This window comes from Stenotrophomonas sp. SORGH_AS_0282 (assembly GCF_030818125.1).
GTDB classification, from domain to species: domain Bacteria; phylum Pseudomonadota; class Gammaproteobacteria; order Xanthomonadales; family Xanthomonadaceae; genus Stenotrophomonas; species Stenotrophomonas rhizophila_A.
In genome coordinates this window covers 2,186,308-2,199,028 of record NZ_JAUTAB010000001.1, presented here as the reverse complement: position 1 = coordinate 2,199,028, position 12,721 = coordinate 2,186,308, and the positions used below count along the sequence as shown (strand labels likewise).

12 protein-coding genes are annotated in these 12,721 nt (G+C 68.6%); all 12 read right to left on the bottom strand.

Going from position 1 to position 12,721, the window contains the following annotated elements:
* Window positions 1-4 precede the first annotated feature (4 nt).
* A complete protein-coding gene (locus tag QE395_RS09760) occupies window positions 5-538 on the bottom strand; it encodes a flagellar basal body-associated FliL family protein (RefSeq protein WP_176472652.1) in 534 nt (177 codons plus the stop codon).
* A 290-nt stretch (window positions 539-828) separates the two neighbouring features.
* Window positions 829-1,974, bottom strand: a complete 1,146-nt coding sequence (locus QE395_RS09755) for a flagellar hook-length control protein FliK (RefSeq protein ID WP_306990464.1) — start codon at window positions 1,972-1,974, stop codon at window positions 829-831.
* Entirely contained in the window at window positions 1,974-2,429 is a 456-nt protein-coding gene (gene fliJ / locus QE395_RS09750; RefSeq protein WP_068851672.1) for a flagellar export protein FliJ, read from the bottom strand. Before fliJ ends, QE395_RS09755 begins: the two co-directional genes overlap by 1 nt.
* Window positions 2,430-2,432: 3 nt before the next feature.
* Window positions 2,433-3,815 (bottom strand): FliI/YscN family ATPase, encoded by a 1,383-nt coding sequence (locus tag QE395_RS09745; RefSeq protein WP_306988805.1) that lies wholly within the window; start codon window positions 3,813-3,815, stop codon window positions 2,433-2,435.
* Window positions 3,812-4,447 carry a FliH/SctL family protein gene (locus tag QE395_RS09740; RefSeq protein ID WP_306988803.1) on the bottom strand — a complete coding sequence of 212 codons (636 nt, stop codon included), beginning with the start codon at window positions 4,445-4,447 and terminating at the stop codon, window positions 3,812-3,814. The genes QE395_RS09745 and QE395_RS09740 overlap by 4 nt, the downstream gene beginning before the upstream one ends.
* Complete coding sequence (gene fliG, locus QE395_RS09735; RefSeq protein WP_306990462.1) at window positions 4,444-5,430, bottom strand: flagellar motor switch protein FliG; 987 nt, start codon at window positions 5,428-5,430, stop codon at window positions 4,444-4,446. Before fliG ends, QE395_RS09740 begins: the two co-directional genes overlap by 4 nt.
* 22 nt (window positions 5,431-5,452) lie before the next feature.
* Window positions 5,453-7,099 carry a flagellar basal-body MS-ring/collar protein FliF gene (fliF, locus tag QE395_RS09730; protein ID WP_210132467.1) on the bottom strand — a complete coding sequence of 549 codons (1,647 nt, stop codon included), beginning with the start codon at window positions 7,097-7,099 and terminating at the stop codon, window positions 5,453-5,455.
* Window positions 7,100-7,111: 12 nt separating this feature from the next.
* A complete protein-coding gene (fliE, locus tag QE395_RS09725; protein ID WP_093532802.1) occupies window positions 7,112-7,468 on the bottom strand; it encodes a flagellar hook-basal body complex protein FliE in 357 nt (118 codons plus the stop codon).
* A 337-nt stretch (window positions 7,469-7,805) separates the two neighbouring features.
* Window positions 7,806-8,915 (bottom strand): YadA-like family protein, encoded by a 1,110-nt coding sequence (locus QE395_RS09720; protein WP_095363802.1) that lies wholly within the window; start codon window positions 8,913-8,915, stop codon window positions 7,806-7,808.
* Between the two features lie 430 nt (window positions 8,916-9,345).
* A complete protein-coding gene (locus QE395_RS09715; protein ID WP_095363801.1) occupies window positions 9,346-10,836 on the bottom strand; it encodes a sigma-54 dependent transcriptional regulator in 1,491 nt (496 codons plus the stop codon).
* Window positions 10,833-11,210, bottom strand: a complete 378-nt coding sequence (locus tag QE395_RS09710; RefSeq protein ID WP_068851692.1) for a response regulator transcription factor — start codon at window positions 11,208-11,210, stop codon at window positions 10,833-10,835. Before QE395_RS09710 ends, QE395_RS09715 begins: the two co-directional genes overlap by 4 nt.
* Before the next feature lie 14 nt (window positions 11,211-11,224).
* The gene (gene rpoN, locus QE395_RS09705; RefSeq protein ID WP_306988799.1) at window positions 11,225-12,634 is read right to left on the bottom strand and encodes an RNA polymerase factor sigma-54; all 1,410 of its coding nucleotides are present in this window, start codon (window positions 12,632-12,634) and stop codon (window positions 11,225-11,227) included.
* Window positions 12,635-12,721 lie beyond the last annotated feature (87 nt).

Genomic DNA, 12,721 nt, shown 5'->3' with positions numbered 1-12,721 from the left:
GCCCTTACTGGGTGACGAAGCTGGTGAACAGCAGTTCGTCGACGCCCTTGCTGCCGGTTTCGGCTTTGAGCAGCTTCTGCACTTCGGCCAGGGAGTCGGCCTGCAGGCGTTCTTTGCCGGCGCGGTCGGCGATCTGGGCCGGTTCGACCTGGGAGAACAGCATGAGCAGTTTGGCGCGGATGGCGGGGGCGTGAAGCTTGATGGCTTCAAGGGCGGCCGGGTCGCGGGTCATGAGCTGGACTTCGACCTGGAGGTAGCGGGGGCCGTCGAAGCTGCTGCTGAGGTTGACGACGAACGGGGGTTCGAGGCCGAAGTACTGGGCGGGGGCGGGCACGGCCGATTTGGCGGTGGCGGCTTTGGCGGGGGTCTTCTCGTCGTGGGACTGGGTGAAGTACCACACGCCGCCACCGGCGGCGCCAGCGGCGACGACGGCGATCAGGGCGGTGACGAGGAGGGGGCTGCGCGGCTTGGCGGCCTTGTCCTTGTCGGTGGATTTCTTGGTTTTGTCAGCGGCTGCGGCCACGAGGGGAAGCTCCATAGGATTGCTTCCTGGCTACATGCAAAGGGCGTGCCGTAATGCGCCGGTGTTTCGTTGTCGGGAATTTGACGTTTCAACGGCAACGGCAACGGCAACGGCGTCGGCTGTGCGCTGTCTGAGGCTTGGCGGGTCGGTGCCGGTTTGCGGGGGACGCCGTGAACCCATCCCTGGGGGCTTGGTCGCGGCATCCATGCCGCTCACACCCCCGCAAACCGGCCCCGACCCACCTATGACAGTGTGTCATTCACGGAAGGCAAGAGCGGTAGGGCCCGACCGTTGGTCGGGTCGCTTTATGCGTACGCGTCGACCAATCCGCGCTGGCGCATCAATTGCGATGGGGAAATCGTTGTTTCGATCATTGCCGGATCTCCGTCTCCGGTTCCGTGGCCTGCCTGGCCGCCGTTTGCCTTGCCGTCCTGCGCGGTCTGCTGGTGGCCAACGTCGGCATTGCCCAGCTGGAATCCCTGGTCGTTCAGCATTTCACGCAGGCGCGGGATGCTGGATTCGAGGGCGTGGCGGACGTCGGCGTGGGCGCTGCTGAAGCTGGCGTGGACCTTGTCGCCGTCCATCTGGAGGCGGACTTCGATCTGGCCGAGGTCGTGCGGGGTGACTTTGATGGTGGCGTGGCCGATTTTCTGGTCGGCCAGCCAGCCGATGCGGGCGCTCATGGCGTCGTCGAAGTCGTCGCCGCCGACGTGCGGGGTGGCGGTGGGGTCGCCCTGGAACGGAGTGCTGGCGGTGGCGGCGGCTTTGAGTTCGGCGGCGGCGTGCAGGGCGTGCAGGAGCGGGGTAGTGGGGGCGTCGGTGTCGCTGCCGGCGTTGGCGATGGCGTCTTTCAGCGAATCGGGCAGGGCGACGTCTTCAGTGACCTGGGCGTCGGCCGGCAGGGCGATGGGCGCGGCGCTGTTGGCAGTGGCGGCGGGGGCGACGCCGGGCAGCGTGGGTGCGGGCAGTGCGCTGGTGGGGGTGGTGGGCGCGGTGGGGAGTGCCGGGTCGGCCTTGGCCAGGGCGGTGTCGGCATTGGCGGCCGGGGCGGCCATGACGCTGACGGCTTCGACGCCGGCCAAGGCCAGGCCAGCGAGGCCGAGCGGCGGCCATGGAGCGGTGTCGGCGTCGTCGGTGGCGTCGCTGGCGGTCGGCGTGTCGCTGGCGGCAGTCGTGGGGGTGGTGGCCGGGTCGGTGGCCTCGGCTGGCGCGTCCGCGCCGGGGCGGCCGGGGGCGTCGCCCGTGCTGCTGCCGCCGGCGTCGGCGGTCGTGGGTTTGTCTTTGCTGGCCTTGGCGGGCGCGTCTTTAGGGCCGCCGTCGGCTTTCAGCAGGGCGTCAAAGTCCCGACGGTCGCTGCCGCCGCTGGCGGTGTTGCGCGCGCTGGGGCTGGTGGGGGTGGCGCTGCTGCTGGCGGTGGGGCCGGCGCTGCTGCCGAGCAGGCTGGGGGGCATCACGGGGTGTCTCCGCTGTCGGTGTCTTCGGCGCGGGCCAGGCGGCTGCGGCGGGCGCCGAGGTCGTCCATTTCGCGCTGGTCGCGGCGGTCGACCAGGACTTTTTCCTGGGCGCGGTAGCTGGCGGCGAGCTGTTCGAGCACGGCTTTGTCGCGGCTGGCCAGGATCAGGCGGGCGCGTTCGGCTTCGACCTTTTCGCGGTTGCTGTCGACGGTCTGGCGCTGCTGGGCGACGGCGGTGTCGAGGCGGTCGAGGAAGGCGCGGCGGTTGAGCAGCTGGGCCGGGCTGGTGGCGGCCATCTGTGCGTTCGCGTATTCCTCGGCATAGCGCCGCAGCTCTTCCAGGCGTGAGAGGTGGGTGTCGAGCACGCGCTGGCGTTCGGCGAGGTCGCGGGCGACTTCGTCTTCGTGGTCCTGGGCCCGCTTGAGCAGGGGATCGATGCGCTTGGATTGCATGGGTTAGCCCTCAGGTTCCACCAGGCGCTTGAGCGCGGCCTGGCTGTGCGGCAGGTCGGCGGCTTTGCCGACGTCCTGGCCGAGGAAATCGACGATGTCCGACCAGCGTTCCAGTGCTTCGTCGGTGGCCGGATCGTTGCCGCGCTGGTAGGCGCCGATGGCGATCAGGTCGCGGTTGCTGGAGTAGGCCGAGACCAGGCGCTTGAGCTTGCGGATGCGCAGGCGCCAGGGTTCGTCGGCGATTTCAGTGACGACGCGGCTGACCGACGATTCGACGTCGATGGCCGGGTACAGGCCGCTGTCGGCCACGCGGCGGGAGAGCAGGATGTGGCCGTCGAGGATGGCGCGGGCGGCGTCGGCGATGGGGTCCTGCGGATCGTCGCCTTCGGTCAGCACGGTGTAGAACGCGGTGATGGAGCCGCGGCCCTTGGCGCCGTTGCCGGCGCGTTCGACCAGTGCCGGCAGTTTGGCGAACACCGAGGGCGGGTAGCCGCGGGTGGTCGGTGGTTCGCCGACGGACAGGCCGATTTCGCGCTGGGCCTGGGCGAAGCGGGTCAGCGAGTCCATCAGCAGCAGCACGTTCAGGCCCTGGTCGCGGAACCATTCGGCAATGGCGGTGGCACGGTAGGCGCCGTGCAGGCGGGCCAGCGGTGGGCGGTCGGCGGGGCTGGCCACCACCACGGCGCGGCGCAGGCCTTCTTCGCCGAGGGTGCTTTCGACGAAATCGCGCACTTCGCGGCCACGTTCGCCGATCAGGCCGACCACGATCACATCGGCGGCGGTGTAGCGGGTCATCATGCCCAGCAGGGTGGACTTGCCGACGCCGGAACCGGCGAACAGGCCCACGCGCTGGCCACGGCCGATCGGCAGCAGGGCGTTGATGGCGCGCACGCCGACATCGAGCGGCTGGGTGATCGGTTCACGGGCGAGCGGGTTGATCGAGACGCCGGCCATGCCGACGGTGCCTTCGGCGCGGATCGGGCCCTTGCCGTCCAGGGGCACGCCGTCGCTGTCGATGACGCGGCCGAGCAGGCCTTCGCCGACTTCCACGCCGCCACGGCCCAGCGAGGGCACCACGCGGGCATTGGGCAGCAGCCCGTGCAGCTCGGCGCTGGGCATGAGGTAGGTGCGTTCGCCGGCGAAGCCGACCACTTCGGCATCGACCCAGCCGCCATCGGCCACTTCGACCTTGCAGCTGGCGCCCATCGGCGATTCGCAGCCGACCGCTTCCAGGGTCAGGCCGACCGCGCGGCGCAGCACGCCTTCGCGGATCAGGCCGCGTCCATGTGCGCCGTCGGGCTTGATGCCGTCCAGGCGCGCGGCCAGGCGCAGGTTGCGCGCGGCGGACCAGTCCGCGGCGGGCGGGGGCAGGGGCTCGGGGGTCATGCGCTGGCTCCGGATTTGCGCAGCACTGCATCCAGCGCGCCGCGCAGACGCGCCTCGAGGGTGCCGTCGATGCGCACGGCTTCGGCGTGCACGCGCAGGTCGCCACGGCTCAGGGTGAGGTCGGCGGTGAGGCGCTGGGTGGGCGAGAGCTGCAGCAGCGGGGCGAGTGCGGCGATGTCGTCGGGGTGCAGGCGCACTTCGACGTCGCGATTTGCACCGCCCACCGCGTCGACCGCTTCGCCAACCAGCTGCGCGAGCAGGGCGGGGTCGGCCTCGTAGGCGCGGCCGACCAGGGTGCCGGCAATGCGCACGGCCAGTTCGCCGAGCGCGGCCACCACTTCGTTTTCGAGACGTGCCAGTGGACGGCCGAAGTTGTCCAGGATGCCTTCGATCTGCGCGACCAGGCGGCGCACTTCGGCCTGGCCCTGGGCCTGGCCGTCGGCGTGGCCCTGTTCGAAACCGTCTTTTTCCGCAGCGTCCTGGATCGCCTGGATTTCTTCCAGGGTCGGCAGCTGCAGCAGCGGTTCGGGCTCGTGTTCGGCAACCGGTTCGTCGAGGTCGTAATGGTCGTCCTGCGGGACGGCAGGGGCCGCCAGCAGGTCCGGGGCAAGCCAGCGCACGGCGTGGTTCACAGCATCGCCTCCGCGTTGCCGCCGAGGGTGACGGTGCCTTCATCGGCCATGCGCTTGACGATGGCCAGGATCTCGCGCTGCGCGGCTTCCACGTCCGACAGGCGCACCGGACCACGTGCTTCCATGTCTTCAAGCAGGATTTCGGCAGCACGCTGGGACATGTTGCGGGTGATCTTGTCGCGCACCTTGATGTCGGCGCCGCGCAGGGCCAGGCCCAGGCGCTCGCCACTGACTTCGCGCAGCACCAGCTGCAGTTCGCGGTCTTCCAGGTCGATCAGGTCGTCGAACACGAACATCTTTTCCTGGATGCGGGCGCTAAGCGGCGCATCGATGCGCGAGATCTCGCCGAGGATGGCCTGGTCCTGGCCACTGTCCATGAAGTTGAGGATGTTGGCCGCGCACTGCACGCCGCCGATGTTGGACGACTTCAGGTTCTGGTTGCCGGCGAACTGGCGCTCCATGATCTCGTTCAGTTCGTTCAACGCGTTGGGCGGAATGCCGTCCAGGGTGGCGATGCGCAGCAGCACGTCCACGCGGGTGCGCTCGGGCAGCAGCTTGAGCGCATCGGCGGCCTGGTCGGTTTCCAGGTGGGCCATCACGATGGCGATGATCTGCGGGTGCTCGTTGCGGACCAGGTCGGCCACCGCACGCGGGTCCATCCACTTCAGCGCGTCCAGGCCGGTGGTGTTGCGGCCGAGCAGGATGCGGTCGATCAGGTTGCCGGCCTTCTCGCTGCCCAGGGCCTGTACCAGCATGTTGCGGATGTAGTCGTCCGAGCCGACGCCAAGCGAGGTCTTGGAGCCCAGTTCGGTGCTGAACTGGTCCATGACCCGCTCGACCTGCTCGCGGGTGATGTCGCTCATGGTCGCCATGGCGATGCCGATCTTCTGCACTTCCTTCGGTTCCATGTGGCGCAGCACGTCGGCCGCTTCCACTTCACCCAGGGACAGCAGCAGCACGGCGGCGCGCTGCACGCCGCTCAGCGGGGCAGGGGGGGCGGCGGGATCAATCATTGGCCACCCAGCCCTTGACCACCTGGGCCACGCGCTTGGAATCGGTCTTTACAGCTTCACGCGCCATGCGCAGTCGTTCCTCGTAGGAGTCCACCGGCAATGCCAGCGGCTCTTGGCCAGAAAGGTGTACCCGGTCCGAGCCGAGCTGGGGCAGGCCTTCGCCATCGTCCACCAGCTGCACGTCGGCGCTGTGCGGTTCGAGGCTGTCGTCCCGGCCGGGCTTCTTCGGGGTGCCGGTGATCGAGCGCAGCGCCGGGCGCAGTACGCCGAACACCAGTGCCAGCACCACGATGGCACCGAGCAGCAGGCGCAGGCCGTCCTGCACCTGCGGCAGTTCCCACCACTTCGGCCCTTCGACCGGGGTGACTTCACGCACGAACGGAGCGTTCATCACCGACACGGTGTCGCCACGCTCGGCGTTGAAGCCCACTGCCTGCTTGACCAGCGCTTCGACCCGGGTGAGTTCAGCGGCCGACAGCGGCTGCTCGGTGGTCTTGCCGTTGGCACCCGGGCGCGGCACGTTGTCCAGCAGTACGGCTACGGAAACGCGCTTGATGCGGCCGGCCGGCTGGCGGCTGTGCTGCAGGGTGCGGTCCAGTTCGTAGTTGCGTGTGGCGTTGCGCGCGGTTTCGGTAGGCGTGGCAGCGGTGGCGGGTGCCGCAGCCGGACCCGGCGGCGTGTTGCTGGCCGCGCCCGGTACGCCCTGCGGGCCGGGGGTGGTCGTGCTGTTTTCGCTGGTCTGTTCGCTGCGCAGCTTCTGCGGCTCGCCGTTGTAGATCTCGCGGGCTTCTTCGGTGACCGAGAAGTCCATGTCCACGCTGACCTCGGGGTTGACCCGGCCCGGGCCGGTCATCGGCTCGAGCAGCTCGCGGATGCGCTGGTTGAACGAGGTTTCCTGGCGGCGCACCTGGTCGAACTGGGCGGCGTTGACCGCCGCTTCGCTGTTGGGGTCGGACACGCTGAGCATGCGCCCGCTCTGGTCGACCACGGTGACGCGCTCGGCGGCCAGGTCGGGAATGCTGGCGGCCACCATGTGCACGATGGCATCGATCTGGCCGCGTTCCAGCTGCTGGCCACCGCGCAGTTCCAGCACCACCGAGGCGCTGGCAACGTCGCGCTGGCGGGTGAAGGCGCTGGGCTTGGGAATGGCCAGGTGCACGCGCGAATCGCGCACCGGACGCAGGGTGTTGATGGTGCGCGACAGCTCGGTTTCCAGCGAGTGCTGGTAGCGGGCATTTTCCATGAACTGGCTGACGCCGAAGCCGGGGTCGCGCTCCATCAGCTCGAAGCCGAGCCGGCCGCTGTCGGTCAGGCCGGAGCCGGCCAGCTTCAGGCGCGCATCGTGCAGGTTCTTTTCCGGCACGGTGATGCCGCCGGTGGCGGCATCCAGTTCGAACGGAATCTGCGCCGCACGCAGCAGGTCGGTGGCTTCGGCGGTGGCCTTCTGGTCCAGGCCGGTGTACAGCGGCACCATCCCCGGCTTCTGCGACCAGAAGAACACGAACAGGCCTGCCGCAACGGCCACGGCGATCATCGCCATCAGGCCAAGCCGACGGGTGATCTGCAGGCTTTGCAGCCGGTCGAACCACTGGCCCGCCTTTTCGGCGTTCAGGGATTCCTTGGTGAGCGACAGGGCCATGCGTTTCTATCCTTACAGCGGCATGTTCATCACGTCCTGGTAAGCCTGGACGAGACGGTTGCGGACTTCCACGGTGGCGCGGAAGGCGATCTGGGACTGCTGCGAGGCGACCATCACCTTGGCCAGGTCGGCGCCGGGTTCACCCAGTTCGAAGGCGCGGGCGAGGGCGCCGGATTTCTGCTGCGCCTCGTTGACGCCGGCGATCGCGCCACGCAGGGTTTCGGTGAAGCTCGGGCCCTGCACGTCCTGCGGTGCCGCCAGCCCCTGCAGCCCTTGCAGGGCGTTGGTCTGGGGGGTCTCAACAGACTGCCCGACCTGGGTCTGGTAGGTGCGGATCTGGGAAAGAATCGAGGTGACGGAGTGTGACATCTGGAACGTTCCGGCTGTTTGGGGGTTTCGAGTGATGACGTTGCAAGCCCCGTGCCGAAACGGCTGAGTGGTTCAGCGATGTCGTGATGGCGGGCTGCAGGGACCCGCGGCGCAACCGGTTACATGCCGGGCGTGGCGGAAAGCCGGTGCGTCAGCAGGTCGCAAAGGGGACGTCGGAACCCCGGCGTCGGGAAACCGACGCCTGACCCGTGACGGTGGCTGGACGTTGTTGCGCTGCGCATCGCCGGCCATGGCGTGGGCCGGCCAACGGCCGGCGCTACCGGAGACAAAGACGCCCGGGCTGGCCGGGCGTCGGAAACGTTGAAGCGGTGCGGCGCTACCAGCTCACGCCGGCGCCCACCCCCCAGGAACTTTCATCGCCGCTGCGCGCATAGCCTACCGACCCGGTGAAATGCTGGTTGAACTTCCGGCGGAAGGTGGCGGCGATGGCACGCTCGCCCTCTGACCCACCGACGCCGGCGCCCAGGTAGTTCTCACCGGGTTCCGGTGTGACGCTGCTCTGGGCCAGCGCGGCGGACATTGCCGCCTGCCGGCTGATCCGCCGGTCCATGGTGCGCAGCGCGTTATCCATGCCATCGAGCCGCGCGTTGACGTTGGCGAACTGGTCGCCGACCTGGGCGCGGAACTGTTCCAGCGCGGCTGCGGCACCGCTGGCCATTCCGCCGATCTGGTCTATCTGCTGGTCGGTGTAGGTATTGGCCGCCGTCAACGTATCGCCGGCCACCTGGTCGGCATACGTGTTGGCCTCGGTCAGGGTGGCATCGGCCTGTTCGTCGGTGTAGGCGTTGGCAGAGGCCAGGGTGGTCGCTGCCGACTCCTTGAGCTGGCTGACATTGACCCCATCCGTGTCCGCCACGCCGGCCGCCATGTTGGTGAGCTTGCGCTCGGCGCCGGCGGCGCCGATGGAGACGGTGTTGGCTTCATTGGCTACAGAACCAGCACCTAATGCGATGGCATTGGCGGCCGATGAGTTGGCGCCTTGGCCGATGGCGATGGAGTTCTGTTGACCGGCCTGGGTCCCCACGCCGAAAGCCATGCCGCCTTCGCCCACCGCACTGCTGTTGACGCCAATCACTACCGTATCGCGACCCGATGCGGTGTTGTTGTAGCCAATGGCCGTGGAGGCAAAGCCGCTTGCGTTCGCGTTGCGGCCGACGGCGGTTGCGAACTGATCACCTGCGCTTGAACCGCCGCCGACGGCGGTGGCATTGGCGCCAGCCGCGGTGGCACCGTCGCCGCAGGCGAATGCGGCGGCGCCCGTTGCAGTGGGTGCAGCGCCACCGGTCTGGGTGCAGACGGTCTGGGCTGACGCGGGTGAGGTCAGTGACAGGAATACGCCCAGCGCGGCGCCGAACGGGACAAGGGAACGAGCGAAGGGAACGCGCGAAACACCACGCAATGCGATGCGGTACCAGGAACGGTCCATGGCGGAGATCCTCGGGTGGCAGCGCGCCCGCCGGGGCAATGCCGGTCAGGCGATCTGCATGAATCCCCCGATTCCCCGTACGCGTCTCCCCCGCGTACGGCTGCTGGCGACGCTATGCCCGATGCCGTCATGGTGAGGTGAAGGGCCATCGCAGGAACTGCCGTATCCGGATCCCACCGGCGCCCGTAACAATTCGTAGCGCCGACTGTTAGTCGGCGACCGCGCGCAGCGCGGCGCAAGCATCCGGAGCCGGTGTGCAAATCGGTTGCGACGATGCCACCGACGTTTAGACAATCCGAAGCCGCCTTTCAGGCATCCTGACGCCGGAGCGAAGTAAGAGACGCCGTCCGGACCAATCGATCCCATCGGCTGAAACGCAAAAAGGCCCGGTGTAAACCGGGCCTTTCCGACTATGCGCATCCTGTAAACATCAACCCGCCAACTCAGCCTGGTCCCGCTCGATCCCATACTTGCGCAGCTTCTCCACCAGCGTGGTACGCCGCAGGCCGAGCAGCTGGGCAGCGTGGGCGACCACGCCCTGCGTGCGCTCCAGCGCCTCGTTGATCAGGGTCAGCTCGATGTTGGCCATGTGGTTGCGCAGGTCCAGGCCGGCGTCGGGCAGGGCCGGGGACTTGTCGGCCGGGGCGGCGCCGTTCGCTGCCGCCGCACCCGTCGCCGGGGCGTGGAACGAGAAGCTGCGCAGGTCCAGGCGGTCCTCACCAGCCGGTGCCGGCGCCGCTGCTGCAACCGGCGCTGCCACCGCGAAATCACCGCGATACCGTGCCGGCAGGTCCTGCACCCGAACGTTGCCGCCCGGGTGCAACACGGCCAGGCGCTCCACCAGGTTGGTCAGCTCGCGCACGTTGCCCGGCCATTCGTAGGCGGCCAGGGCCTGCAGCGCTTCCGGGCTGAAACGCACTTCGCCGCGGCCGGTGCGGGCCAGCTGGCCGGCAATGGTGGTGACCAGCGCAGGCAGGTCTTCGCTACGCTCGCGCAGCGCCGGCACTTCGATCGGGAACACATTGAGCCGGTAGAACAGGTCCTCGCGGAACTTGCCATCGGCAATGCGCGATTCCAGGTCACGGTGGGTTGCGGCGATCACCCGTACGTTGCAGCGGATGGTCTGGTTACCGCCCACGCGCTCGAAGCTGCGTTCCTGCAGCACGCGCAGCAGCTTCACCTGCATCGGCAGGCTCATGTCGCCGATTTCGTCCAGCAGCAGGGTGCCGCCTTCGGCCATTTCGAAACGGCCCTTGCGTGCGCTGAGTGCGCCGGTGAATGCACCCTTTTCGTGACCGAACAGTTCGCTTTCCAGCAGGTCGGCCGGAATCGCGCCGCAGTTGATCGCCACGAACGGGCCATCGCGGCGCGGCGAGCGCTGGTGGATCGAACGCGACACCACCTCCTTGCCGGTACCCGATTCGCCCAGCACCAGCACGGTTGTGTCGAAGGCGGCCACCTGCTCGATCATCTGGCGCAGCGCACTCACCGCCGCACCGTCGCCGGTGGGACCCTGGTCCTGGCTGGCGCCGGCCTGGTGTTCGGCATCGAGTCGCTTCAGGCTGGCACGGCGCAGCAGGGCTTCCATCTGCGCATGGCGCAGCGGGGCTTCCAGCGGCCATACATTGGCCTCATGCAGGCCGTGGCGCTGGGCGAACGCGGCAGCATCGCCGTCGATCAGCATCACCGGCGGCGGCAGGGCGCCCTGGCCGGCCCACGCGAACAGCGCTTCACTGCGCGCGCCCGGCTCCAGGCCGCCGATGATCACGGCCATCCAGTCGGTGGCACGGTGGCGGGTGGTATCGAAATCGGCCGCGTCGGCAATCCAGCGCGGGTTGAAGTCCATGAATTCCAGCAGGCCAACGGTGCGCTCGGCGCGCACGGCATCGTTGTCCAGCACCAGGATGCGCGACTCGCTCATGGCGTCGGCTCCTTCAAGCCCTCCAGGATCGGCATGACCTCCTGGATGTAGGACAGCTTGCTGACGAAGTTGTCGGCACCGGCACGCAGGGCGTGCTCGCGGTGTTCGACGTCGTCGAAGTGGCTGGCGATGACGATGTAAGGCGCATCGTCCTGGGTCTTGATCAGGCGGGTGGCCTGCAGCCCGCCCATTTCCGGCATGGCCAGGTCCATCAGCACCACCTGCGGGCGCAGCGACTCCGAACGCTCGATGGCTTCCAGGCCATTGCCGGCGCTGCCGACCACATCGAGCCAGTCGACCTTGCGGAAGTGGCGCATGGCGGCGTTGATGAAGCCCTCGTGGTCATCGACCAGCAGGACGGTGAGCTTGTTCATGTCGTGTACTTCCTTCAGCCCACCCGGGCCAGTAGCGGGGTGCGGGCATTGTGCCGGCGGCGTTCCCGGGCCGGGGCGATGTCCAGTTGTTCGCGGTATTTTGCAACGGTTCGGCGGGCAATGTTCACGCCCTGGCGTGACAGAAGTCCCGCAATGGCCTCATCAGCCAGCGGACGACCGGCCGGTTCGGCGTCAATCAGGCGCCGGACCATGGCCTTCACGGCCTGGCCGGAGACGCTGGCGCCTTCCAGGCGCACGGCGAAGAAGTGCTTCAGCTCCAGGGTGCCGCGCGGGGTCTGCAGGTACTTGCCGGTGGTGATGCGCGAGACGGTGGACTCGTGCATGCCGATGGCATCGGCCACTTCCTTCAGGGTCAGCGGGGCCATGGCCTCTTCGCCGCGGGTGAGGAAGCCGGCCTGGCGTTCGATGATGACGCGGGTGGTGCGCAGCAGGGTGTCGTAGCGCATGGACAGGCCACGGGTCAGCCAGCGGGCTTCCTGCAGCATGTCGCGCAACGGCTGGGCACTGTCGCCGGCATCGGCCAGGGCGCTTTCATAGCTGGCGTTGATGCTCAGGCGGCGGCTGGTGGCCGGGTTGAGCGCCACGCGCCACTGGCCATCGGCGTGCCAGGCCACCACGTCGGGGATGACCGCGCCGGAGGTATCCGGCAGCAGGCTGTCACCCGGGCGCGGCTGCAGCGAGAGGATCAGGCGCACCGCTTCGTGGATGTCGGCGACTTCCGCATCCAGCTGGCGGGCCAGGGCGGGGTAGTCGTGCGCGGCCAGGGCGTCCAGGCCGTGATCCAGCACCCGCAGGGCCAGGTGGCGGGCCGGCACGCGGCCGTGCAGGGCGCGCAGCTGGACCGAGAGGCATTCGTGCAGGTCGCGGGCGGCCAGGCCGGCCGGGTCCCCGTGCAGGATCTGCTGGCGCACCGCTTCCACACCGGCGGCGTCCACATCGCAGTGGGCGCTGGCCAACAGGGTCAGCTGCTCCAGCGGCGCGTCCAGGTAGCCCGCATCGTCGCAGTGCTCCAGCCAGAAGCGGGCCACGGCCAGTTCGCGTGCATCCAGTTCCAGCGACAGGCGCTGCAGGGCGCGCAGCTGCGGGTCGCTGGATTCGTCGGCGGCAATGCGCTGCAGGCGGTCGTCGTCGCCGTCGTGCCAGCTGGCCCCGGCCACGTCCCACATCGCAGGCTCGGGCAGTTCGTCGAAGGCGGCCACTTCCACGGTGGTGCCGGCTTCGCCGGTCTCGGCGGTGTCGGGCGCGGGCGCTTCTTCCAGCTCCAGCAGCGGGTTGGTGTCCAGTGCGCGGCGGATTTCCAGCTCCAGCTGCATGCCGTCCAGCTGCAGCAGTCGGATCGACTGCAGCAATTGCGGCGTGAGGTGCAGCTGCTGACCCATCTGGGTCGACATCATCGGCTTCATGTGGTGTATCCCCGTCGCCCCGAGCCCCCGGTGCGTTATGGAACACATCTTGCTTGTGATCCCGTGGGGGCGAAATCAGGGGGTTCC

Excerpts from the sequence above, each read along its gene's own strand:
- QE395_RS09760 (WP_176472652.1), bottom strand. The coding sequence starts at position 538 with ATGGAGCTTCCCCTCGTGGCCGCAGCCGCTGACAAAACCAAGAAATCC.
- QE395_RS09755 (WP_306990464.1), bottom strand. The coding sequence starts at position 1,974 with ATGCCCCCCAGCCTGCTCGGCAGCAGCGCCGGCCCCACCGCCAGCAGC.
- fliJ (WP_068851672.1), bottom strand. The coding sequence starts at position 2,429 with ATGCAATCCAAGCGCATCGATCCCCTGCTCAAGCGGGCCCAGGACCAC.
- QE395_RS09745 (WP_306988805.1), bottom strand. The coding sequence starts at position 3,815 with ATGACCCCCGAGCCCCTGCCCCCGCCCGCCGCGGACTGGTCCGCCGCG.
- fliF (WP_210132467.1), bottom strand. The coding sequence starts at position 7,099 with ATGGCCCTGTCGCTCACCAAGGAATCCCTGAACGCCGAAAAGGCGGGC.
- fliE (WP_093532802.1), bottom strand. The coding sequence starts at position 7,468 with ATGTCACACTCCGTCACCTCGATTCTTTCCCAGATCCGCACCTACCAG.
- QE395_RS09720 (WP_095363802.1), bottom strand. The coding sequence starts at position 8,915 with ATGGACCGTTCCTGGTACCGCATCGCATTGCGTGGTGTTTCGCGCGTT.
- QE395_RS09715 (WP_095363801.1), bottom strand. The coding sequence starts at position 10,836 with ATGAGCGAGTCGCGCATCCTGGTGCTGGACAACGATGCCGTGCGCGCC.
- QE395_RS09710 (WP_068851692.1), bottom strand. The coding sequence starts at position 11,210 with ATGAACAAGCTCACCGTCCTGCTGGTCGATGACCACGAGGGCTTCATC.
- rpoN (WP_306988799.1), bottom strand. The coding sequence starts at position 12,634 with ATGAAGCCGATGATGTCGACCCAGATGGGTCAGCAGCTGCACCTCACG.